Below are 22750 nucleotides of genomic sequence, written 5' to 3'. Positions count from 1 at the left end.
AAAATAAAAGGCCTGTGACCTAAGAGAGGACTAAAATCCTTTTGCTCTTTACTCACAGGCTTTGATTTAAATCTTATTTTGTTTCTTTTTTGTTTTCAGCCTTAGCATTTTCTTTTCCTGCATTAGCCTTTGCATTCTTGTTTGCTGCTTCAGTCCTTGCATTAGTTTCTTTAGCTTGGCCTTCTTTTTCTACCTTTCCAAAGTTCTTGTATTCATCTGGAAGTTCAACTTCTTTAGAAGTATTAACGTAAGTTTTTATTTTAGCATCTTTCTTAACTTTGTCAATATAGTCTTTGAATTTTTCTTGTTGTAACTCAGCCTTGATTTGGTCCTTAACTGCATCAAATTCTAGAGGAGTTTTTTCTTCAAGCTTGATGATGTGGTAACCAAATTGTGTAGTTATAGGTTCAGAAATGTCGCCAGCCTTCATCTTAGCAATTTCTTGGTCAAAGGCTTCAACCATTTGTCCACTTGTGAATTCGCCAAGTGATCCACCATTTTGTGCACTTCCTGTATCCTTAGAATTTTCCTTTGCAAGCTTAGCAAAGTCTTCTCCCTTTAGAATCTTTTTTCTTAAAACATTAGCTTCTTTTAGGTCGTCTACTAGGATGTGAGATGCCTTTGCCTTGTAGTAAGAATCCTTGTTGTCTTCATAGTGCTTCTTAACTTCTTCTTCAGTCGGTTCAAGTTCTTTTAATTTTTCTTGAGTATATTTGCCAACTAACATTTGATTTTTCATGTTTTCTGCAACATATTCTTTTGGAAGTCCATTTTCTTTTAAGAAATTGTTGAAGGCTTCTTCTCCACCAAGTTGTGTCTTGATTTCGTCAAGCTTTTTATTTACTTCTTCATCAGAAACTGTAATCTTTGATTTTTCTGCATCTTGTTTAATAGCTTCAGTTGTTGTTAGGTCTGTGATTGCTTGTTCTCTTAAAAGTTCGTCAGTAGATTTCTTTCCATCTTCCTTGTTCTTAAGAACATCTTCGCCGTACATTGAAGTAAGTTGATTTACCCTTGCTGCATAAGATTTGTAATAATCTTCCATTGGGATTTCAACTCCACCAACCTTTGCTGCTGCATCCTTATTTGCACCGCTACAAGCCACAAGTGAACCTGCAAGTGCAATAGTCACTGCTATCTTACCAAATTTCTTTAAAAACATATTTCTCTCCTTATTCTATTTAATTATTATCATTTAATGTTTCCATTATACACTACTTTTTAGAAGTTTTTGTGTCCTTTTTGTGTAAATACAAAATTGTAACCAACTTTTTAAGCTCATCAAGAGGGTATTTTAACTTAGTCAAGATGATTTCATTGTCATTTCCCATGGAGTAGGAAATATTTTCAAACTCGTTATTTATTTCCATTATGGCAGGAAGTGGAACCTCGCCTTCTACTCTTACCCTATATTCTCCTCTTCTCTCAAGAATTGATGAAACTTTTGCCCTTTGCGCCTTGTTCTTTAAGAGGGCAATGTCCATTAGGTTGGAAACTTCATCAGGGAAGTCGGAGAACCTGTCTATTAATTCGTCAACAAGGTCTGAATATTCTTCTTCTGTTGTGAGAACAGAAATCTTCTTGTAAATCTCAAGCCTTGTCTTGTCATCGGCAATGTAGTCCTTTGGTATAAAAGAATCAAGCTTTAAGTCAATTGTGGTTTCAATTTCTTCTTCGACGTCAAGTCCCTTTAACTTCATGACAGCATCCTTGAGGTACTTCATGTAGAGGTCGTAACCAATTTTTTCTATGTGGCCTGACTGTCTTGATCCAAGTATAGAGCCTGAACCTCTTATCTCAAGGTCCCTCTCCGCAATCTTGTGACCTGAACCAAACTCAGTAAATTCTTTTATAGCTTGGAGCCTCTTTTGTGCTACTTCAGAGATTGATGTTGACCTGTCGTAGGTGAAGTAGGCGTAGGCAATCCTTGATGACCTGCCTATCCTTCCACGGAGTTGATAAAGTTGTGAAAGTCCAAGCCTATTTGAGTCTGTTATTATCATTGTATTTGCATTGGGAACGTCCATGCCTGTTTCTATTATTGTTGAGCAAACTAGGACGTCAACATTCCCTTCTATAAAGTCAATCATTGTGTCTTCAAGAGCTTTCTCAGTCATCTGACCATTGGCCATGGAGAAGGTCGCTTCTGGAACAAGCTTCCTAAGTTCTAGGAGTTTATTTTCCATATTTGAGACCTTGTTGTAGAGGAAGTAAACCTGACCTCCCCTTTCAATTTCCTTTAGGATGGCTTCACGAACCATTAGGTTGTTGTACTCCAAGACATAAGTTTCTACTGGAAATCTCTCTTCAGGTGGATCCTCAATAACTGACATGTCTCTAATCCCTATCATGGACATTTGTAGGGTCCTTGGGATTGGGGTTGCAGTAAGAGTTAGGGTGTCCACATTCTCCTTTAGCATCCTGAGTTTTTCCTTGTGACGGACACCAAATCTTTGCTCTTCATCTATAATTAAAAGTCCCAGATCCTTGAACTTGACGTCCTTGGAAAGGAGCCTGTGAGTTCCTACGATTATATCAATGTTTCCATCCTTTAGGCCTTCAAGATCCATCTTTTGGTCTTTCTTTGACCTAAATCTTGAAAGGAGTCCAACTCCCACAGGGAAGTTTTTAAACCTCTCTTTTATTGTGTTGTAATGTTGTTGGGCCAAAATAGTTGTTGGCACAAGAATGGCAACTTGCTTGCCATCTAGTATTGCCTTAAAGGCTGCACGAAGGGCAACCTCTGTCTTTCCATAACCAACGTCGGCACAGAGGAGCCTGTCCATTGGCGATGGCTTCTCCATATCTTCTTTTATCTCTTCAGTAGACTTCAACTGGCCAGAAGTTTCTTCGTAGATAAAGGCATCTTCAAACTTCCTTTGGTATTGGGAGTCTTCACTAAAGGCAAAGCCCTTGGTGTTTTCGCGAGTGGCATAAAGTTTTATCAACTCGTCTGCCATGTCGTCAATGGATTTTTTTGCGCGAGCCTTTTTCTTCTTCCAGTCAAGAGAGTTTAACTTGTTGACCTTTGGCGGTCTTTTGCCCTCTTGTACGTACTTGTAAATAGAATCTAAGGCTTCAATTGGGAGGAAGAGCTTGTCCTCTCCACCATATTCAATTAAAATATAGTCCTTTTGGATTCCTGAGACTTCAAGTCTTGTTGTCCCAACATATTTTCCAACACCGTGGGCCTCGTGAACTACATAGTCTCCAATCTTCAAGTCCTCAAAATTTAGGGCCTTCTTCTTAGGAACTTTTTTCTTTTTCTTCTTTGAAAAGGACCCATAAATTTCTGAATAATTTATAAAAACTGTTTTTGAGTCAGAAAATTCTATTCCATCATTTAAGGCACCAGTAGTGACAACAATGTTGGAAGTAATTTTTTCATTTTTTGTGTTTTTTGCAAGATGAGGAGAATATCCTAAGTCCACTAGGTGGTCAAAAAGTCTCTTGGCCCTTTTTTCCGTTGCTCCAAGAAGTATTACCTTAAAATTATTATTTCCATAATAGTCCAAGTCTTCTTTAAAAAGCTTGATCTTTGACATATAGTTTGTCACGCTCTTGACCTTGATGTTTACAATGTCCTGAGGCTTAAACATTTTTGGTGGCTTTAAGAGGGCGTTAAAAGTTATTAAAGTCTTCTCATTTAACTTGTCAATTATATCCTTATAATTGTAAAAAGTTTTTTCGTGAGCCTTTGTGACTTCACCATTCTCGATTAAGATGGCAAACTTATCTCCATTGGCAAGCTCAAGTTCTTCTTCTCTTTCCACAATCCTCGATGGCTCTTCAATTAAAAATATAAAATCATCTAAGTAGTCTAAAAAAGATCCCACTTGGTCTTGGTCTACATAGGGAAGGATCAAGTCCTTGTTGATAATTGTCTCTTGGTTTTCAAGCCTGTCTACATATCTCAAAAACTTTTCACTTAGCCTGTCCTTTTCTTTTCCCTCAAGTTTTGTTTTTGAAATATCTTTTTTTATTCTCTCAGCAATTTTTTCTTTCTCATCTTCTCTTAGGATCAAATCTTCTATGGGATAGATTGTAATTTCTTCTAACTTATCAAGAGACCTTTGACTTTCAATTTCAAAGGACCTAATGGAATCAACTTCATCGTCAAAAAGTTCTATCCTGTAGTTGGCATCTTGAGTCCCAATGTCAATTATTGAACCTCTTATAGAGAACTGGCCAAGACCTTCAACGCTTGGAAATCTTTCGTAACCCATTTCAACAAGCTTATTGGGAAGGTCATCAAGATTCACCACTTGGCCAACTTCTATGAGAATTTTATAAGAGGCAAAAATTTCTGGTCTTGATATTTTTGCAGTCAAGGCATTTAGGGTTGTGACAACAATATTTGCCCTCCCACTTGCAATTTCTGCCATGGCTTCTAGTCTTTTCTTGGTGTTCTCCTTGGACTTTGAGTCCCTGTCGTAGAAAAATACATCCTTCTCTGGATAGTAAACGCAGTTTTCATCTGATATGGACTCAATGTCTTCATAGGCCTTTCTTGCCCTGGCCCTGTCTTGTGAAATTAGGCAGACTTTCTTTCCCCCAGCACAAAAAGTGGGCGCAAAAAGAGAGAGCACTGCCTCCTCTGAACCAAAGACTGCAGTGTTCTTTGAAATTTTTATTGAATTATCTAATTCTTTAAAAGATTCTAAGTTCTTTACACTATTGATTAAAAAAATCAATTTTCACCTCAATAAATGTTGTTGTTATAAGAATTCATGGACTTGTCTATGCCAGAGTCCACTGCTTCAATTATGGCATCTGAACAAGCATCTATGGCATCTTCAATATGTTTTTTATCCTTTGATGGAAAATTAGACAGAACAAAACTTGCCAAATCTTCATTGGGATGTTTTTTACCAACACCAATTTTAAACCTGGCAAAATTTTTGCTTCCTGTTAAATTTACAATAGACTTAAGCCCATTGTGGGTTCCAGCCGATCCATTCTTCTTTATCTTTAGCTGGGCAAATTCAATGTCAATGTCGTCCACAACAACCATTAAGTCTTCTGGTTTTAATTTATAAAAATTTAAAATTTCTACAATTGATTCTCCGGAATTGTTCATAAAAGTATGGGGCTTTAGGAGAATGACCTTTTCTGATCCAATTCTCCCTTCACCTACAAGCCCCTTAAATTTAATCTTATTAACTTTTATATTAAGCTTATCCGCAAGGACATCAATTGTCGAGAAACCCACGTTGTGCCTAGTAGCTTCGTACTTCTTGCCGGGATTTCCCAGTCCTGCAATTATATACACTTAATCACCTTATTCAAACATTTCACTAACTGATTGTGATGTGTTGATCCTCTTAATTGCTGATGCAAAAATTGGAGCAACAGACACAATATCAATCTTATCTATTTTCTTTTCTTCTGGAAGTTCAATAGTATCTGTGATTACAAATTTTTCTAGAGATGAGTTTTCTAGTCTTTCAATAGCTGGGCCTGATAGCACTCCGTGAGTTGCAGCTCCATAAACTTTCTTTGCACCTCTAGATTTTAGTGCGTCAGCTGCCTTAGTAATAGTTCCAGCAGTATCAGCAATGTCGTCAACAAGTATAACTGACTTACCTTCAACATCACCAATAATATTCATAACTTCAGACACATTTGCCTTTGGTCTTCTCTTTTCAATAATGGCAATTGGAAGATTTAATTCATTGGCAAACTTCCTAGTTCTTGTAACTCCACCTAGGTCTGGAGAAACAACTACAAAGTCATCTTCATTAACAATATCCTTGAAGTATCTTGCAAGGTAAGGTACAGCAGTTAGGTGGTCAACTGGAATATCAAAGTAACCTTGGATTTGACCAGCGTGAAGGTCCATGGCAACAACCCTGTCAGCTCCTGCCTTAGTAATTAGGTTTGCAACAAGCTTTGAAGTGATAGGTTCTCTTGCCTTAGTCTTCCTGTCTTGTCTTGCATATCCGTAATAAGGGATAACTGCGTTGATCCTGCCTGCTGATGCCCTCTTTAGACCATCAATTAAAATTAAAAGTTCCATTAGGTTGTCATTAACTGGTGAAGAAGTTGATTGGATAACAAAAACATCCTTACCTCTTACAGAAATTCCAATATCAATTGAAATTTCTCCATCAGAAAATGTGGACACAGTACAAGCGCCCTTTTCAATTCCCATATTTTCACAAATTTTATCTACAAGACTAAGATTAGAATTTCCTGTAAATACTACAATATCTCCATTAACTGTGCTCATTTCCATGTCCTCCTATTTGATAAATCCTTTTCTCTCAACCCAACCATCTATATTTTTTTGAGGTGCTCTCTCAAGAGAAAGTTGACCCTTCAAAACATTTTTTGTAATCGTAGATCCAGCAGCAACATAGCCGTTGTCCTCTACTTCAATTGGTGCCACTAAATTTGCATTAGAACCAATAAAGGCATTGTCCCCAACCTTGGCTCTAAACTTGTCTCTTCCATCATAATTAACAAAGACTACTCCGCAGCCAATGTTAACTCCACTACCCACATCGGCATCGCCTATATAAGCAAGGTGACTCATCTTTGACCCGTCTCCAACATTGGAATTTTTAACCTCAACAAAATTTCCAATCTTACAATTTTCTCCAACATGAGAATTTGGTCTCAAGTGGGCGTAAGGTCCCACTGTAGTTCCTCTTCCTATAGAAGAATCTTCTATTTCAGAAGACCTAATAAGGACATCTTCTCCAATTGTTGAATTTTTTATTGTAGAAGAATAAATTTCTGCCCCTTCTTTTATAACAGACTTCTTGTCAATGCGAGTGCCTGGGTAAATCATGACATCTCTTTCAATTGTAGCCCCGTATTCAATATATGTGGACTTAGGATCAATTATCCCAACACCATTTATCATGTATTCCTTGTTAATCTTTTTTTGTAGGATTTCTGCTGCAATAGATAACTCGTATCTTGAATTAACTCCAAGGATTTCTCTTGTGTCCCTTAACTTAAAGGAGTCAACCCTCTTGCCTTCTTCAACAAGAATTCCAAGAGTATCAGTAATATACATCTCATTAGCTGCATTGTCAGTATCAATCTTTGAAAGAGCTGACTTTAGAGAAGAACCCTTAAAGGCAAAAATACCTGAATTAATTTCACGGATTAACTTTTGCTTTTCACTTGCGTCTTTTTCTTCTACTATTGCAACAACATTTGCATTTTCATCCCTGACAATCCTGCCGTAGTTTGTAGGATCCTTCATATCAGCAGACAAAACTGTTATATCATTATTTCTCTCTTCGTGATATTTCAAAAAGCATGAAATAGTTGAATTAGAAATAATAGGAGTATCTCCATTTAAAATAATAACTGTGTCATCATCATCTATCTTATCAAGAGCATTCATAACGGCATAGCCAGTGCCATAGGGCACGTCATCACCAATAGGTTGCTCAATAAATTCCACATCTTTTTCATCTTCAAAGGCCTCACAGACTTTTTCCTTGTTGTGTCCCACTACCACAAGATTCTTTTCAACTTGAGAGTGCTTGCAAGAATTTAGGACATAAAAAAGCATGGGTCTTCCAAGAATTTCATGAAGTACCTTTGGTTTTTTGGACTTCATTCTCGTTCCCTCTCCTGCTGCCAGGATAACTGAAACTTTCATAAAACACCTCTTTTTATTTACTGCTTACATTATAACTAAGATTGACTCTTATATTCAAGAAAATTTCACAATTAATTTATATTTCAGACTCTTGGAGAATATTTCCCTTATTTTTGTAAAAATAATTTAAAATTTTAAAATAATTGACTTGTTTTTAATAGACTAGAATTTTTTATTATCAAGTTTTATTTTAAGAATTAAATGAATCTTATGCACAATCGGACATTAGTTGTTTTTCAAACCGCCTTTAATTTTGCCTCATTGATATTTCCTTCAGGCCTATCTTAACAAGTTAACGACATGGCAAGAGTCTTCCCTTTACTTCTCATAATCAGACGTCAGCCTTAAATTAAAAACTTGTGGGAGTGCATAAAATGAACAAAAAAATCGGTTGTGCGTTAAAAATTTTCAACTGTTTGAGCTCGCGAAGCGAGTGAGTTTTGAAAATTTAGCATAACCGATTTTTTTGGACTTCCAGCGCGTGGGGTTCAAAGGGGTGGTTTAAGGAGGGGGAAAGGGGCCTCGCAACGCCCCTTAACCCCCTCCTTATATATGGATAAGACCGTAGGTATTAAATAATTTTCATTTTACACTTGACAAATAAAAATTATAATAGTATAGTCGAACCATATTGAAGAGGCGATAAAAATGAAAAACTTAAATAACTTTAAAAATTTCACAAGCCAAGCATTCTGTTGTTGTTCTATAAAAAATTTTATAGGACTTATTTGAATGTGAATCAATATTTTAAACTTTTTATTAGATATTAAGAAAGATTTTAAGAGTATATGATTTCATATACTCTTTTTTTTATGGATTTATTGGAGGAAAGAAAATGACAAAATTATTAGAGACAGTTGGACAATCAAAATTAGTACAATTAGAAAACATTGGTGGAGGAAAGATTTTTGTAAAGGTAGAAAAATCTAACCCAGCAGGATCAGTTAAGGACAGGGCTGCTCTTTACATGATCAAGGGTGCCATCGAAGACGGATCATTAAAGGAAGGCATGGAAATAGTTGAACCAACAAGTGGCAACACAGGCATCGCCATTGCCATGATTGGTCGTGCACTTGGTTACAAGGTAAATATTGTAATGCCAGAGTCTATGTCAATTGAAAGAAGAAGACTCATTGAAGCCTTTGGAGCTAAGCTAATCCTTACAGGAGAAGGTGGAATGCAAGCAGCTGTTGATAAGGCAAAAGAACTTGTAGCTACAGGTAACTACTTCATGCCAAACCAATTTGAAAATAAATACAATGCTGTGGCTCACGAAGAAACAACTGGCCCAGAAATTTATGAAGACCTAAAGGACATCTCAGGCTTTATAGCAGGAATTGGAACTGGCGGAACTGTAACAGGAGTTGGAAGATATTTAAAATCAAAGGATGAAAACATAAAAGTTTGGGGACTTGAACCAGATGAATCTCCACTTCTTACAAGAGGTCAAGCTGGCGGCCACAAGATTCAAGGGATTGGAGCAAACTTTGTGCCAGGAGTCCTAGATACAAAATTATTAGACAAGACAATCACAGTTAAGTCAGAAGAAGCAATAGAAATGGCAAGAAGACTTTCTCGTGAAGAGGGACTACTTGTTGGCATATCAGCTGGTGCCAATGTTGTAGGTGCACTAAAAATGCAAGAGGAGCTTGGTGGAAATATTGTCACAGTAGCACCTGATACAGCTGAAAGATATATGTCCACCGACCTTTTTAAGAATGACTAATTATTTCAAAAGGATTAAAGAATATGGGGAATTTATTTTATTAAAGGACCCAGCCTGTAAAAGTTTATTCGAAGCAATCTTTATGTATCCCATAGTTTCTTGCATGGTTAGGCACAGAATTGCCCACTACTTTTACCAAAAAGATCACACTACACTTGCAAGATGGATTTCACAAAGGGCCAGGAAGAAAACTGGGATTGAAATTCATCCTGGTGCCAAAATTGGCAAAAACCTCTTCATTGATCACGGCATGGCTGTGGTCATTGGAGAGACTGCCGAGATTGGGGACAACTGTCACATGTACCACAACATAACCCTTGGTGGAACAGGCAATGAAAAGGAAAAGAAAAGACACCCCACAGTAGGAAACAACGTCATAATTGGAACAGGAGCAACAGTCCTTGGTCCAGTAGTCATTGGCGAAGGAGCAAAAATTGGGGCAGGCGCCCTGGTACTTAAGGACATCCCTGCCAACTCAACTGCAGTGGGAGTTCCTGCTGAAGTAGTTAAATTTCACGACCCAAGTGAGAATAAGTTCCACTAAACTTTTTATAAAAAGTTTTTAAAAACTAAGAAAATTTTTTATATTATTAAATTTTATTTTATGGAGGTAATATGTTTAAAATAGGTCCCCATCTTTCTACATCAAGGGGCTACACCAATATGGGAAGAGATGCCCTAAAAATTTCTGCCACAACTTTTCAATTTTTCTCAAGAAACCCAAGAGGTTCCAAGATGAAGAAATTAGACGAAGAAGACATAAAAGGACTAATGGACCTTGCAAGAGAAAACAATTTTGGTCCCCTACTTGCCCATGCTCCCTACACCCTAAATCCCTGTTCATCAACAGAAAGTGTAAGAGAGTTTGCCAACCTAGTCTTGGCAGAAGACTTGGAAAGGCTCAGATACTTTGAAAACACCTACTACAACCTTCACCCAGGTTCCCACACAGGTCTTGGCATTGATGGGGCAATAGAAATAATTTCAGCCCAATTAAATTTAGTCTTAAGAGAAGACCAAGAGACCCTAGTCCTCCTTGAAACCATGTCAGGCAAGGGTACAGAAGTTGGATCAAAGTTTGAAGAAATTGGAAGAATAATAGAAGGAGTGAACTTAAAAGAAAAAGTTGGAGTCTGTCTGGATACCTGCCACGTCCACGAGGCCGGCTACGACATAATAGATGACCTAGATGGAGTCTTAGAAGAATTTGATAAATATATAGGTCTCGATAAACTCTACGCCATCCACCTAAACGACTCCAAAAACGAAAGAGGAGCCCACAAGGACAGACACGAAGTCATAGGCAAGGGAAAAATTGGCCTGGAAGCAATCGAGAGAATAATAAACCACGAAAAATTAAGAGACCTTCCCTTTTATCTTGAAACCCCCCAAGACCTAGAAGGCCACAAAAAAGAAATCGAACTCTTAAGAATCCTTCGCAAATAATATTTCAAAAATTAGTTATTAGTAAAACCATCCACAAATTAAAAATCAAAAAAGAAAAGAGAACTCACAGTCAAAAATGAGTTCTCTTTTTTTATTTAACAAATTCTTTTAATTTTTTCAAGAGAAAATCTAAATCTTCTTTACTGTGATTAGCCATAGGTGTTACTCTTAGAATTGCTTCATTTTTTGGAACTGCTGGAAATCTTATTATTGATAAAAATATTCCAGAATCCATTAGTTTCTTGAATATTTCCTGAGCTCTTTTTTCATTTCCCACTTTTATAGGAATTATATGAGAGTTTCCACCAATATCAAAATTATTTTCTTCCAGCTTTTTCTTTAAATATGAAACATTATCCTTCAACTTATTTATATTTTTCTTATTAGACTTAATATAATTTAAAGATTCTAAAATAATTAGGGTGTCAACAGGGCTTATAGAAGTCGAAAAAATAAATTCACGACTGGTGTTATAGAGGTACTTCCTCATTAAATTTGATGTCAAAAGAGCCGCACCACTTGCGCCCAAGGCTTTAGAAAATGTTACAAGCATTACATCAGGATAAGTTTTATATATTTCTGTTATTCCTTTTCCATTTTCTCCTAAAATACCAAATCCATGTGCATCGTCAACATATGTCAAAGCTTTATACTTTTCTCCTAATCTACAAAACTCATCAAGAGGCAGAATATCTCCATCCATGCTAAAAACACCATCAGAAACTAAAACTTTATTTCTATTAGGATATTTTTTTAATTTTTCTTCTAAATCTTTAAAGTCCAAATGCTTATAAACTTCTACTTTAGATTTGCTTAATCTAATCCCATCTATTATAGATGCATGATTTTTTTCATCAGAAAATACAATAGTTTCATCATCACATACTGAAGTTAAAAATCCAAGGTTAGCCATGAAACCACTTGAGTATACAAGGCTATTTTCATATCCAATAAACTCAGCAAGATTTCTTTCCAAATCTTTGTGAACTTTGTGGCTTCCAGTTGTTAGTCTAGAGCCTCCACTGCCAAGACCAATACTGTCCATTCTTTTCTTTACTTTTTCTAAAATTTCTTTATTTTCTCCAAGTGAAAGATAATTGCTTGAGGAAAATAAAAGATATTCCTTTGAATCAATCATACTTTGTGCCAGTTGGGGACTTTCAAAAATTCTTTCTTCTCTTATAAGATGTTCTTTTTCAAGTTTTTGTAGTTTTTCTTTTATATAAATACTATTCATGTACTATCACCAACTGATTTTTCAAATAATCTATAGTATTCTCAATTGTGTCAAGGCGAGGATCATAGAGAAAAACTCTTCCACCATTTAAATCTCCTCTCTCCTTTAACTTTGTAATTCTAATATACTCCTTTTTATTGGCTAGGTATCCAGTGACATAATCAGGATCATCTGAAATGCAAACCTCTCCGATTATTGCCTTTGCATTTAAGGTTTTTGTTGCAAGACAAAGAGCTTCTTTAAAATGGTTTTTATTGGAGATATCTCTCCTGCTAGCAAAATCCATATTTGTTACTCTGACTCCCTTGTCTAAGTCGCCTTCCATTCTTTCTAGGCTTAAAATATTTAAAATTATAGCTCCCCTCATATTTTTCGTATTAATTAACAAGTCTATAACTATTTGAGGATTCTCTATCCCCATAGAATTCAAAAGTTTTTCCATTACTACAAGTCCCTCTTCTTTTGTATCCACTTCTATAGTCTTAGTCTTTAAAGCCCTTATGTTTATTATGTCCTCTTCTCTAACTTTATTTATTTTTATATTCACAAAATCTGCTTGGCCTCTTGAATGATTTAATCCTCTTGATGCAAGACTGTTTATTATATTTAAAAGATCCTCTTCATCAACTATACTTTCAGCCCCACCAATATGTAAGTTCTCTTTATTATTATTTTTAGATGCTCTCATCTTAACACTATACTTCAAATTCTTTCCTCCAAAATATTATATGTTAACAATCTTTCATAAATTTTTTCATAAAATAACTTTGCTAATACACCACTGATTATCATACCTGGAAGGACAGGTATCAAAAGGCTTATAAGTGGTAGTCCTAATAATTTTGATAAAACTATTCTCGATAGACTTGTCCCAAAAGAAGATGCAAATAATAGGCAAAAGTTTTTATTCTTTATTAGCAGTATAAAGACAAGTACACCTATCCTAAAAACCAAGGCCACAATAATTCCATAAATATTTGATATACCCGTAAAAAAAGATAAAAAGGATCCTATTAAGCCAGCTAAAATATAAATTTTGGGATCAAATGTCATTGAAATTAGTACTGAAATTGGTGCAGACATTTGAAATTCTGCACCTTGAAAAATACTTGGAATTTTTATAAGACTTGTTAAAAAAATTATAGTCCCAAGAATTGGTATAAGAGTTAGTTCTTTAATTTTCATTTGTTATCCTTGTATTGTTTTAAGTTGACTATGTATCTATAAAAAAACTGCCCCGTCTGGGACAGTTCTTTTAAATTCTTATAAAATTTAACTAAGTTAAATTATTTTACTTCTACAGTTGCTCCAACTTCTTCAAGTTTAGCTTTGATTTCTTCAGCTTCTTCTTTTGAAGCGCCTTCTTTAACTGCCTTAGGAGCTCCGTCTACAACTGCTTTTGCATCTTTAAGTCCAAGTCCAGTAATGTCTTTTACAACTTTGATTACTTTAACTTTTTCTTGTCCTGCTTCAGCAAGGATTACATCGAAGTCAGTTTTTTCTTCAGCTGCTGCTGCAGGAGCTGCGCCACCTGCTGCTGGAGCTGCTGCAACTGCTGCTGGAGCTGCTGCTGATACTCCGAATTCTTCTTCTAGAGCTTTAACTACTTCTGAAAGTTCTAATACTGTAAGTTCTTTAACTTGTTCAATTAATTGTTCTACTTTTTCTGACATTTTATTCCTCCGTAAATTTAAATAATAATTTTTCTTAATTTTCTAGCAAATTAAGCTGCTTCGTTTTCTTTCTTGTCTGCGATTTGTGCAATAACTCTTGCAAAACCTGATAATGTACCATTTAGTACATTTGCGAATCCTTGGATTGGAGCGTTTAAGCCGCCAAGTACTTGTGCAACAAGAACTTCCTTGGATGGTAATTTAGCAAGTGCGTCGATTTCTGGAAGTGATAATACTTTTCCATCAACATATCCTGCTTTAATTTCTAATGCTTCATGATCTTCTGCAAACTCTGATGAAATTTTTGCAGCTGATGCTGGGTCTTCCATACCAAATGCAACGGCACTTGGTCCCTTTAGAAAGTCTTCTAAACCTTCAACACCTAACTCTTCAAAAGCACGTCTCATCATTGTGTTTTTGTAAACCTTGTAATCAACATTTGCTTCTCTATACTTAGCTCTAAGTTCAGTTACTTCTTCAACTGTTAGACCTCTGTAGTTTACAAGAACGATAGATTGTGCTCCTTGAATTTTCTCTTTAATTTCATCTACTAGGGCTTGTTTTGATTGTAGTTTTTCTTCTTTCAATTTGTCACCCCCAAAATAAAAAAATCTCACGCCGCCGTGAGATGTGAAAATCAAATAAATCCGAATTTCAAACCTCGGTAGGATTTATGGCAGGGCCACCTACTGTCTGCGGCTTAGTAACATAAGTATTATATATAGTCTTTAGTTTTTTGTCAATGCTTATTTACATTTATTTTAAATTTCTTTCTTTATTTTTATTTTATTCTTATGTCCTAGTTATTATATAGGATTGGATTAGATTTTTAAAGTTTTCATCTATCTTCATAGCCTATAAAGTTTTATTTAAGACCCTTGTATAAAATTTTCTCTTATTTATAATGTACTTTAATCTTTAAAAAATATTCTTAAGGCATAATTTTTCATTAAATTATAAAAATTTATGAACTCATAAAATATTGCAAGTTAATAATTTTTTATTAAGTCATAATTAATTGTGAAGTCACAATTATTTCTTAAGTCATAGTTTTTTATTAAGTCACCATTAAGTTTTTAGTCCCAATTAATTCTTAAGTAACAATTACTTGTGAAGTCATATTTAATTCTTAGGTCTTAAAAATTTTACAAATCATTTATATTTTACATCTCACTAATTTTAAATTTTTACCCTTATCTCAAAACTTGTATTAAAAAGAAACCAAAACTTTATTAACCTTATCTCTTTTCCTTTACAATATATTTTCCTTATCTTATAATGTTATTTGCACTAGGGGTGCCAGAAGGCTGAGATTATACCCTTTAACCAATCAAGGTAATGCTTGCGGAGGGAAGTGTCTAAACCTCTTTAAGTATTTGTGCAAAGGAGGTATTTTTTTATGCAAAAAACAAATAAAAATTGGACAACAAAAATGTTAGTTGAGGGAGCCGTTTGTATAGCTCTTGCTCTTATTCTTCGTACTGTTAAACTCTATCAGCTGCCTAATGGTGGATCTATTACTCCTGGCAAGATGATTCCACTAATTATTTTTGCCCTAAGGTATGGACCAGTAAAAGGCTTTGTTGTAGGTGCAGTTTACGGTGTCATGTCTATTATTCTTGGCGGCAGTGTTTATCACCCAGTCCAAGCTATATTAGACTATCCTTTGGCCTACGGTCTTCTTGGACTTGCAGGACTCTATAAGGATGAGTTTGAGAAAACTAACTCTATTAAGACAATCCTACTTGGATCTCTTGTAGGAATCCTAGGCAGATTTGTTTGTCACGTCCTATCAGGTGTCATTTTCTTCAAGGAATTCACACCTGCTGGTATGAACTCTTGGGTTTATTCAATAACTTACAACGCATCATTCTTATCAGTTGATTTTGCCGTTACAGTTTTTGTAATATTCCTACTAAGAAAGTTCTTAACTCGTGACTTACAAAAGCTATAAAATTTTATATTAAAAAAGGACCTAAGTTTATAAACTTAAATCCTAAAAAAACCCCTCGCTTCATAAGAAGTTAAGGGGTTTATTTATATTTACTGTTTTATTTTTAATAATATTTTAAAATATTTTCTCAACTTTTGACTTTATTATTCCTACATAATAGATTTTAAGAATTTTTTAGAGCTGCGAATTTGAAAAATTCTTTTTTTATAATCTTATCTACACTCTCACAGACATTTCAACTTTTAAGACTTAATTTTTCATAGATTCTAAACCCAAAAGAAATTCGGCGTCTTAATTCTTTACAATAAAAAATAGTGCAAGATAGAAATTACTTCCAATCATGCACTATTTATGTTATTAAAAGTAGTCAAGCCACTTTTTTATATAAACTTGGAAAACTCTCATTTAAAATAAATTTTAAATGGAAAGATTTGTTTTTTCCACCGGGCTACTAGGATTAATCTCAAATTGACCTACTAAAACAGATGATACTGTTGTGGTAATTAGTGAGTAAATTAATCTAGTGAATGGAATATAAGTTAAGGACATTACTAAGACTATTACGTCCATTAGTAAGTAGGCGTAAGAAATATTCATCTTAGTCTTGTTTGACACTACAAGGGCCAGGGCATCGTCTCCACCTGTGGCTCCTCCTTGAGATACTACAAGTCCACAACCTAGTCCAATTCCAATACCTCCAACTATAGCTGCCAAAAGTGGATAGCTGTAAAGATTAGGGAGTATTGGTCCCATAATGGAAAATATTTTATAAAAAACGGCAAATAATATAGAAGCTAATAAAGTCTTTCTTAAAAATGCCTTTCCAAAAATATTTATTCCAATAATTATACAAATCGCATCCATTATTAAACTTAGGATCGATGGGTTTATACCAAGGGTCCTATAAAATAATATTGCCAGTCCTAGGATTCCACCTTCTGTAATTTGAGATGGGATATGAATGTTTACAACTGTAAAAGCCTCAATCATAGATCCTAAAATAATACTAATTAATCCTGCTCTTGTTAATTTTAACCAAGTCAGCTTTTGATTTAGCATTTTAACACCTCCTTAATATTTTGCAATATTAGAAGGGTATCCAACCAACAAAAAAAGACTGCTGTCGGTCGTAAGGATAACCTTCGTACTTTTGCAATCTCGTGGTGTTGATGCTTTTTATTTGCTGATTTTTTCTTGTAAAAACTCTGAGCATAATAGTTACTTTTTCGCTTTTTATCTGCCACATCAGGCATATAAAAGGCTCTTAGTCGTAAACTTTAGCATCAGATAAAAACTACCTGAAAATTTCGGTAACCACCGTAAAATACTTAAATCAACTTCAATATTATAAGTTTTTATTCTACAAATTGCAAGTATTTTTAGAAAATAAAACCCCTTAATTTTTTACTATTTTTTTATTTCTCATAAAAAAAGACCTAAGTTTACAAACTTAAGTCCTAAAAAAACCCCTCGCTTCATGAGAAGTTGAGGGGTTTTATTTATCTTAGGTGTTTTTATTTTTCCATTAATTTTGAACCATTTACTTTGATTCCAGGTCCCATTGTTGATGAAACTGTTACTGATTTTAAATAACGACCCTTAGCAGCTGCTGGTCTTGCTTTAATAATAGCATCTGCAATTGTCTTGAAGTTTTCAGCAAGTTTGTCAGCTCCGAAAGAAACTTTTCCGATTGGAACGTTGATAATAGCAGCCTTGTCAACTCTATATTCAACCTTACCAGCCTTGATTTCTTTTACAGCTTGTTCTACATCAAATGTAACTGTACCTGATTTAGGGTTTGGCATAAGTCCCTTTGGTCCAAGAACTCTACCGATTTTACCAACTACGCCCATCATATCTGGAGTTGCAATAATTACGTCAAATCCAAACCAGTTTTCGTTTTGGATTTTTTCAACTAATTCTTCTCCGCCAGCGAAGTCAGCACCAGCTGCTTCAGCTTCCTTAATCTTGTCTCCCTTAGCAAGAACAAGTACCTTAACTTCTTTACCTGTTCCGTTAGGAAGTACTACAGTACCTCTAACTTGTTGGTCAGCGTGTCTTGGATCTACACCAAGTCTCACTGCAAGTTCTACTGTTTCGTCAAAGTTTGCCTTAGCAGTTTTTGTAACTAAGTCAAGAGCTTCATTAACATCATATAAATTCGATCTATCTACAAGCTTAGCGCTTTCTTGATATTTTTTACCTCTTTTTGGCATATTTACCTCCTTCGTGGTACCTACGGCTCAGCCTCCCACTTATCTTTCTACTTCTATACCCATACTTCTAGCTGTACCAGCGATCAATTCAACAGCTGCTTCTAAGTTTGCTGCGTTAAGATCTGGCATCTTAGTTTTAGCTATATCTTCAACTTGTGCCTTTGTTAGCTTTCCAACTTTTTTCTTGTTAGGTTCACCACTAGCTTTTGGCAAATTAAGAGCTTTCTTAATAAGCACTGCTGCTGGTGGAGTCTTAGTGATAAAAGTGAAAGAACGATCTTGATAAACTGTAAGAACAACAGGGATAATCATACCTGCTTGATCTTGAGTCTTTGCGTTAAATTCCTTTGTGAACTGCATGATGTTTACACCATGAGGTCCTAGTGCTGTACCAACTGGTGGAGCTGGTGTAGCTTTTCCTGCAGGAATTTGTAATTTTACTAATGCTATGACTTTTTTTGCCATTTTATTTCCTCCTTGTGGTAATGCGGGTTTACCCTCCCACACATCTCTTACTCTTTAATAATTTGATTGAAATCCAATTCAACTATTGTATCCCTTCCAAACATGGAGATACAAACTTTAACTTTTTCCTTGTCGTAATTGAAGTCGTCAATTTTACCCACCAAGTCTTTGAAGGGTCCATTTATAACCTTGACTAACTCCCCTATCTCGTAATTATCGAATAACTCTTTGTTATCAGTAACTCCAAGTAGTAACACTTCTTCATCAGTTAGGGGTACAGGCTTAGATGCAGGTCCAACGAAACCAGTTACACCTCTTGTATTTCTTACAAGATACCAAGTTTCGTCATTCATAATCATGTTTACAAGGACATAAGATGGGAACATCTTTCTTTCCTTTGCCTTGGACACGCCATCTTTTGTTTCCACATAGTCTTCCATAGGAATCCTAATGTCGAAGATGACATCTTCCATGCCACGATTGTGAACCATAGCTTCCATATTTGCCTTTACCTTTTTTTCATAACCTGAATAAGTGTGTATTACATACCATTTTGAAGCTTCATTGTTGTTAAGCTCTTGTGTATCCAACTATAACACTCCAATCAATAAATAAAACCAAATAAAAACATTATGATCTTATCATATGCTAGTAATAGTAGTGATGACAAAATAACTGCCACGATTACTATAATAGAATATTTGATTACAGTATCCTTAGTAGGCCATACAACTTTTTTGAATTCAGATTTCACACCTCTAAAATATCTACCTAGACCGCCTTTTTTCTCTTCAGTCTTAGGTGTAGTTTTAGTAGCCATAAATCCTCCTTACTTAGTTTCCTTATGTGTTGTATGTTCTTTACAGAATTTACAATACTTTTTAAGTTCCAATCTTTCAGTAGTATTCTTTTTGTTCTTATATGTCACATAATTTCTGTTTTTACATTCTGTGCACTCAAGTACTACTCTATCTGCCATAAAAACACCTCCAGTGCTAAAAAAAAGAGCCGCCTTTGGCTCCTCCTAATTTACTCAACAATATTATCACATAAGACTTCTTTTGTAAAGATATTTATTGTAAATTTTCTCTATTTTTTAAGCTTTTGTCCCATTAAAGTTTCCTAACAAAAAAATGATTTTTTATACTCAAAAAATTAAATTCTTAGATATATTTTTGTAGAAAAATAAAGAATCTAAAAAGAAGCCCTATATTAAGTGGGAATATCTTTATAAGTTCAGGTAAATATCTAATCTCCTGCAATACTTTTTTAATAGTTTCCTTTTCCCTTTGACTAAAAGTAGCTACATATTTTTTATTTAACAAAAATTGTCCAAAAATTAAAATAATCCCCAAAAGTAGACTTATAAATCCTGTCATCTTATTTATTTGTGCCAATTCAATATTCTTTTCCATAAAAAGATTTTGACAAAATACCGCAATCCTCATGGATATTGTTGAATTTAAAAAATAGTGAATTATTACAGTACAAGTGATGTTTTCTGTTATTGCATAAATAATTCCTAATGCAATACCAAATAAAAAACCTGATTTATATTTTCCGTAATGAAATAGTCCAAAAACTATTGCCATAACTAGGATTCCATAATCTCTTGAGACGTTCATTAACTTCCTTTGTACTATATATCTAAAGATATACTCTTCAAATAATACAAATAATATCATTGTAATGCTTACATATAAATCAATAGAACTAGTGGAATCATTGCTCATTTCTTGTAAAGCATCCAAATTTGTTGTTAAAATAATAATTCCCTGATAAATAAAAACATATTTTAAAAATAAAATTAACTCTTGTACTTTTATTTCTTTTATTCCCTTGATTAAATCTTTAAAAAAATCCCTAATATGGATACCAAATAAACAACTAAATCCAATAAAAATTGAAATAGGATTTAAAAGAGACCTAAATACAAAAAAAGAGTATGAAGTTCCTTTAAATTTAACTGATGCCAAAAAAACAAAAATAATAAAAGAAACTATTACTGCATATCCAATTTTTTCTAAAATTTTTTTCCTATCTAAATTCATTGTATAATCTCCTTTTTTATTTTTTTGTGATTTTAATTACCTTTCTCTTTCGTAAAGTTTTCTAAAATCAAATTCATTTGATCTAGCTTTTCATAATCAAAAATTTGCCAGTGGTGAGGAAGTAATAAATTATATGGTGGGAGTGAAAATCTCTTGTCTATTAAGAGAATCTTCCCCCTATCATCTTCTGTCCTTATGACCCTGCCTGCTGATTGGATGACCTTGATCATGCCTGGATAGATGTAGGCGTACTCGTAGCCCCTTGAGTATTTTTTTTGGAAGTGGGACTTTAAAATATTTCTCTCGTAAGAAAGTCCAGGCAGGCCAACACTTATTATGGCAACTCCCCTTAGTCTTTCCCCAATTAAGTCTATGCCTTCAGAGAAAACTCCTCCCATAACTGCAAAGGCCCTAGTTGATGATGAGAAGGTAAAGTTGTTTAAAAATTCTTCCCTCTCTCCTTCTGTCATTTCTCTTTCTTGCTTGATGACATCTCCATAAATTTCTACATATCTCTCATAGACTGCTTCCATGTAGGAATAGGATGGGAAGAAGAAAATATAATTGCCATCATCTTGGGAAAATTCTCTGAGGTTATCAATTATTTCGTCAATTGATTCTTCCCTGTCCCTATAAACTGTAGAAATTTTATTGTTGCGAAGGACTAAAAGATTTTTTGGGTCAAAGGGAGATTCAATCTTATAGTAGGAAGTTTCTTCGTCTGCCCCCAGAAGTTTTCCATAATACTTAATTGGGTTTAGGGTTGCAGAAAAAAATATGGAAGACCTTGGTGCCTTCAAAATATTTTTAAAGATTGGAGCAATGTCAAGGGACTTTATCCTTATCTTGTCCTCGTCCTTTATGGAAACAAAATCCTTGTTATAGTACTCCAAAATTTTGATGTAGTTAAAGAGGGCAAAATAAATATCCAAGGCTTCTTCATAATCTTCTTGGTCCTTGTCCTTGGTCAAAAAGTCGTTCATGGAAAAAACTGTCTTCTCCACTTCCCCATTAAATCCGATAAAAGACTCATAAGAATAAAAAGTCTTGCGTGAGTCCAACTTTTGAAATTCTTCAAGGGCTTGAGTCAAGTGTCTTCTCGCTGCCTTCCTCTTTTTTGGCAAGATCTCCCTTAATCTTTCAAGGTCAGGAATAGAAACTTCTGCCGAATACATATCCCGCCCCCTTTCAAGGAGGTTGTGGCTCTCGTCAACTAGGAGGGTGAACCTCAGCATGGAATTTTCAAAAAATCTCTTTAGATATACTGTTGGGTCAAATATGTAATTGTAGTCGCAGACAATAAAGTCAGAAAAGTCTAGTAGGTCAAGCTGGTATTCAAAGGGACAAACCATGTGGAGCCTTGCAAACTTTTCAATATTTTCTCTTGTAAAGTTGTCGCAGGCATCAAAGATGTCGATTATAGCATCATTGACCCTGTCAAAGTGACCTTTGGCATAGGGACAGTCCTTGGGATTGCAGGCGACCTTGTCGTTGATGCAGATCTTGTCCTTGGCTGTGACAATTGTAAGCTTTAACCTGAGTTTTTTATTTAAAAGTCTTTCAAGTCCGTCCTTGGCTGCGTTTTTACCAGTAGACCTTGCCACAAGGTAAAAGGCCTTGTCAATCTTGTCCTCTCCCATGGCCTTAATTGTTGGAAATATTGTGGAGATTGACTTGCCAATCCCCGTTGGGGCTTCAACAAACAGTTTATTTTCATCATCAATGGTGTTATAGACTGCAACAGAAAGTTCTCTCTGCCCCTTCCTAAAGGACTTAAAGGGGAATTTTAATTTTTTTATAGACTGGTCCCTTGTGTCCTTCCACTCAACTATCCTTTTTGAAAACTCAAGATATTCCACAAGAGTTCCCATGAAAAAATCACGAAGTTCTCCAAAAGTGAAAGTCTTTTTTATGTTTAAAATTTCTTCTGACTCCAACTGATAGTAAGTCAGCATGACATTTATCTCATCAAGTTCATGGTCCTTGGCATAGATGTAGGCATAGCACTTGGCTTGGGCCCAGTGCATTATGTTTTCTTCTTTCTCAAGGTCCTCTAGCTCCCTTGTAGTTGATTTAATTTCATCAACTGTCACTTGGTCTGTGACCTCAATCCCATCGGCACGGCCCTCAACAGTAAAATTTATTCCCTCAATTTCTTCTGTGGTCCTCAAAAAAACTTCTGTCAAGAAGTCCTTGGAGTATTCTCTTTGGACCTTTTGATGTGCCTTGATCCCTTCCACAGCCCTCTTGTTGGAAAAGAATCTCCTGTCTATGTCGCCAGACCTCTTGACGAATTCTATTAAATTTCTTACAGAGATTCTTACTTCCTTCACAATAAATCCTTTCTATTATTTATAA

General features: G+C 35.0%; 22 protein-coding genes, 1 riboswitch and 1 other annotated feature. Of the genes, 4 read left to right on the top strand and 18 right to left on the bottom strand.

Going from position 1 to position 22750, the window contains the following annotated elements; translation table 11 throughout:
- Positions 1–73: 73 nt before the first annotated feature.
- From DRZ96_RS05965 to glmU, 5 genes are read right to left on the bottom strand one after another with little or no spacing between them, the layout of a single operon-like run.
- Positions 74–1162 carry a peptidylprolyl isomerase gene (locus DRZ96_RS05965; RefSeq protein WP_112889953.1) on the bottom strand — a complete coding sequence of 363 codons (1089 nt, stop codon included), beginning with the start codon at positions 1160–1162 and terminating at the stop codon, positions 74–76.
- Between the two features lie 52 nt (positions 1163–1214).
- Complete coding sequence (mfd, locus tag DRZ96_RS05960; protein WP_112889952.1) at positions 1215–4694, bottom strand: transcription-repair coupling factor; 3480 nt, start codon at positions 4692–4694, stop codon at positions 1215–1217.
- Between the two features lie 8 nt (positions 4695–4702).
- Complete coding sequence (gene pth / locus DRZ96_RS05955; protein ID WP_112889951.1) at positions 4703–5272, bottom strand: aminoacyl-tRNA hydrolase; 570 nt, start codon at positions 5270–5272, stop codon at positions 4703–4705.
- A 9-nt stretch (positions 5273–5281) separates the two neighbouring features.
- Positions 5282–6232, bottom strand: a complete 951-nt coding sequence (locus tag DRZ96_RS05950) for a ribose-phosphate diphosphokinase (RefSeq protein WP_112889950.1) — start codon at positions 6230–6232, stop codon at positions 5282–5284.
- Positions 6233–6244: 12 nt separating this feature from the next.
- On the bottom strand, positions 6245–7624 hold the full coding sequence (gene glmU, locus DRZ96_RS05945; protein WP_112889949.1) for a bifunctional UDP-N-acetylglucosamine diphosphorylase/glucosamine-1-phosphate N-acetyltransferase GlmU: 1380 nt from the start codon (positions 7622–7624) through the stop codon (positions 6245–6247).
- Between the two features lie 835 nt (positions 7625–8459).
- Here glmU and cysK point away from each other — a divergent pair.
- The 3 genes from cysK to DRZ96_RS05930 all read left to right on the top strand — a co-directional run bounded on the left by cysK (position 8460) and on the right by DRZ96_RS05930 (position 10796).
- Positions 8460–9350: a cysteine synthase A gene (gene cysK, locus DRZ96_RS05940; RefSeq protein WP_112889948.1), complete on the top strand. Its 891-nt coding sequence runs from the start codon at positions 8460–8462 to the stop codon at positions 9348–9350.
- Positions 9343–9894 (top strand): serine O-acetyltransferase EpsC, encoded by a 552-nt coding sequence (gene epsC, locus DRZ96_RS05935; protein ID WP_112889947.1) that lies wholly within the window; start codon positions 9343–9345, stop codon positions 9892–9894. The genes cysK and epsC overlap by 8 nt, the downstream gene beginning before the upstream one ends.
- A gap of 71 nt (positions 9895–9965) precedes the next feature.
- Complete coding sequence (locus DRZ96_RS05930; protein ID WP_112889946.1) at positions 9966–10796, top strand: deoxyribonuclease IV; 831 nt, start codon at positions 9966–9968, stop codon at positions 10794–10796.
- Positions 10797–10887: 91 nt separating this feature from the next.
- On the opposite strand, the gene DRZ96_RS05925 is transcribed toward DRZ96_RS05930, so the two are convergent.
- The 5 genes from DRZ96_RS05925 to rplJ form a co-directional block, all read right to left on the bottom strand.
- A complete protein-coding gene (locus DRZ96_RS05925; protein ID WP_112889945.1) occupies positions 10888–12033 on the bottom strand; it encodes an aminotransferase class I/II-fold pyridoxal phosphate-dependent enzyme in 1146 nt (381 codons plus the stop codon).
- A complete protein-coding gene (locus tag DRZ96_RS05920) occupies positions 12026–12739 on the bottom strand; it encodes a 6-carboxyhexanoate--CoA ligase (protein ID WP_112889944.1) in 714 nt (237 codons plus the stop codon). The genes DRZ96_RS05925 and DRZ96_RS05920 overlap by 8 nt, the downstream gene beginning before the upstream one ends.
- Positions 12736–13218 carry a hypothetical protein gene (locus tag DRZ96_RS05915; RefSeq protein ID WP_112889943.1) on the bottom strand — a complete coding sequence of 161 codons (483 nt, stop codon included), beginning with the start codon at positions 13216–13218 and terminating at the stop codon, positions 12736–12738. The genes DRZ96_RS05920 and DRZ96_RS05915 overlap by 4 nt, the downstream gene beginning before the upstream one ends.
- 101 nt (positions 13219–13319) lie before the next feature.
- Positions 13320–13706, bottom strand: a complete 387-nt coding sequence (gene rplL, locus DRZ96_RS05910) for a 50S ribosomal protein L7/L12 (protein WP_070702425.1) — start codon at positions 13704–13706, stop codon at positions 13320–13322.
- 50 nt (positions 13707–13756) lie between these two features.
- Entirely contained in the window at positions 13757–14293 is a 537-nt protein-coding gene (gene rplJ, locus DRZ96_RS05905; RefSeq protein WP_070702423.1) for a 50S ribosomal protein L10, read from the bottom strand.
- An 8-nt stretch (positions 14294–14301) separates the two neighbouring features.
- Positions 14302–14423: a sequence feature (ribosomal protein L10 leader region), on the bottom strand.
- Positions 14424–14988: 565 nt separating this feature from the next.
- Positions 14989–15076: riboswitch (TPP riboswitch) on the top strand.
- 29 nt (positions 15077–15105) lie between these two features.
- Here rplJ and thiT point away from each other — a divergent pair.
- A complete protein-coding gene (gene thiT / locus DRZ96_RS05900) occupies positions 15106–15660 on the top strand; it encodes an energy-coupled thiamine transporter ThiT (RefSeq protein WP_112889942.1) in 555 nt (184 codons plus the stop codon).
- 417 nt (positions 15661–16077) lie between these two features.
- Here thiT and DRZ96_RS05895 read toward each other — a convergent pair whose 3' ends face one another.
- From DRZ96_RS05895 to DRZ96_RS05855, 8 genes are all read right to left on the bottom strand, one after another.
- Entirely contained in the window at positions 16078–16719 is a 642-nt protein-coding gene (locus DRZ96_RS05895) for a YitT family protein (protein WP_112889941.1), read from the bottom strand.
- 455 nt (positions 16720–17174) lie between these two features.
- Positions 17175–17876 (bottom strand): 50S ribosomal protein L1, encoded by a 702-nt coding sequence (gene rplA, locus DRZ96_RS05885; RefSeq protein WP_070702415.1) that lies wholly within the window; start codon positions 17874–17876, stop codon positions 17175–17177.
- A gap of 39 nt (positions 17877–17915) precedes the next feature.
- Entirely contained in the window at positions 17916–18341 is a 426-nt protein-coding gene (gene rplK / locus DRZ96_RS05880; RefSeq protein ID WP_070702413.1) for a 50S ribosomal protein L11, read from the bottom strand.
- 47 nt (positions 18342–18388) lie between these two features.
- On the bottom strand, positions 18389–18931 hold the full coding sequence (gene nusG, locus DRZ96_RS05875) for a transcription termination/antitermination protein NusG (RefSeq protein WP_070702411.1): 543 nt from the start codon (positions 18929–18931) through the stop codon (positions 18389–18391).
- 14 nt (positions 18932–18945) lie between these two features.
- Entirely contained in the window at positions 18946–19161 is a 216-nt protein-coding gene (secE, locus tag DRZ96_RS05870) for a preprotein translocase subunit SecE (protein ID WP_005956279.1), read from the bottom strand.
- Positions 19162–19170: 9 nt separating this feature from the next.
- A complete protein-coding gene (rpmG, locus tag DRZ96_RS05865; RefSeq protein ID WP_070702409.1) occupies positions 19171–19320 on the bottom strand; it encodes a 50S ribosomal protein L33 in 150 nt (49 codons plus the stop codon).
- Positions 19321–19504: 184 nt separating this feature from the next.
- Positions 19505–20392: a CPBP family intramembrane glutamic endopeptidase gene (locus DRZ96_RS05860; RefSeq protein WP_112889939.1), complete on the bottom strand. Its 888-nt coding sequence runs from the start codon at positions 20390–20392 to the stop codon at positions 19505–19507.
- A 32-nt stretch (positions 20393–20424) separates the two neighbouring features.
- Entirely contained in the window at positions 20425–22725 is a 2301-nt protein-coding gene (locus DRZ96_RS05855) for an ATP-dependent DNA helicase (protein ID WP_112889938.1), read from the bottom strand.
- Positions 22726–22750: the final 25 nt, after the last annotated feature.

Source organism: Peptoniphilus harei, assembly GCF_900454685.1.
Taxonomy (GTDB): Bacteria; Bacillota; Clostridia; order Tissierellales; family Peptoniphilaceae; genus Peptoniphilus_A; species Peptoniphilus_A harei.
This window is presented reverse-complemented; position numbering and strand designations above follow the sequence as displayed.